This window comes from Calothrix rhizosoleniae SC01 (assembly GCF_900185595.1).
Lineage (GTDB): Bacteria > Cyanobacteriota > Cyanobacteriia > Cyanobacteriales > Nostocaceae > Calothrix_A > Calothrix_A rhizosoleniae.
In genome coordinates, this window is the sequence record NZ_FYBH01000441.1 from 1 (window position 1) to 1264 (window position 1264).

2 protein-coding genes are annotated in these 1264 nt (G+C 35.4%); both read right to left on the reverse strand.

What is annotated here, in order from left to right; genetic code table 11:
- Positions 1-408: 408 nt before the first annotated feature.
- A complete protein-coding gene (locus CALSC_RS25145) occupies positions 409-996 on the reverse strand; it encodes a CmcI family methyltransferase (protein ID WP_200817757.1) in 588 nt (195 codons plus the stop codon).
- 30 nt (positions 997-1026) lie between these two features.
- On the reverse strand, positions 1027-1264 hold a 238-nt coding region (locus tag CALSC_RS25150; RefSeq protein ID WP_200817758.1), incomplete at its 5' end, for a hypothetical protein.

Genomic DNA, 1264 nt, shown 5'->3' on the forward strand with positions numbered 1-1264 from the left:
AATATTTACAATATTGTCTCTACCTATAATTAGGATATATTTGCTATTACAGGTCACATTACATGAGTAGTAATCACTATATAGTGAACATCAAAAAAAGCTGATAGGTAGAGAATATGCTGCAAGCATTTAACTTATTGCTATCCAAGATTACTAGTATTAAAGAGCAAAAAACAGAGGGTTTAGCTGGTGTTGTTGCTTATTTAATGTTTGCATCTTATTGTTTGACTTTAGTTGCATTATTCATGATTACACTTTTGATTTAAGTACAGATTGATAACGACATTTAACATGTAGGAGTCAGGGTATAGAATCATAAAATAAAGGATTTGAAATTTGTTATTTATCTCAAATCAAAAACACATTCTAAATACTGACTCCTTTATGATGATTTGTGAAAAATATTTTTTAATTATTCAAAAATATCTGATACGTCTGGTGTGAATTAGCCATTTTCTGTCTGCCATTTTCCATTTCCTCTTGATTTTTCCATCCTCCTCCCCAAGAATCCCAGACCCATTTGTTGGTATCTTCTATTATTAAATAATCTCCACTTTTTAACCCATTTTTGTGAAAATATTCAAGTAACCCTGTAACATCAACCATTGCGGTGTCCTGTATAATCAGCCAGAGGTGAGGCAGTTGAGAAAGCTTTTCTGCAGGTAGGACTTCTCCCAGGTTGTTACCATCTCCTTTGACAAAATTTACCCGCGAATCGTTTCTGGCTTTTTCATCAAGCATGGAAAGATCAATATCAATAGAATATACAGTTCCTGCTATTTTGAATATTTCCAAGCAGTCAGTTAACCAAATTGCACTACCACCTGTAAATGCTCCGATTTCGATAATTGTTTTTGGTTGTAGTTCAGATAAAAGCATGGGATAAATCCCAATTTTAGTAACTCCTTTGTTGAGAGCTATCCCGTTCCAGCTTTGTAAATAGGAATTAGCCAAAAGAGGTTGCCAAACTGAATCGGGGAGAGCGGACAACCCCAAAATTCTAATTAGCGATAAAAATAAAGTTTGTCAACAAACTTCAAAAGCCCAGTAATGTGCTCCTTCTTCTGCGATATAAGGACCATCGATTACCGAGTGAATTAGCTTAACTTTGCCTTCTTCTTGCAAGCGATTGCAAACAGTGGAAAAATCACTGTTGTCGTAGTAGCTTTTTCTGGTACTGAATAGGAGTAAACCTCCTGGATTTGTAATTCTGATTAATTCTTCCAAAGCGGTCGGGGGAACATGTCCCGAGGTAAAAACACCG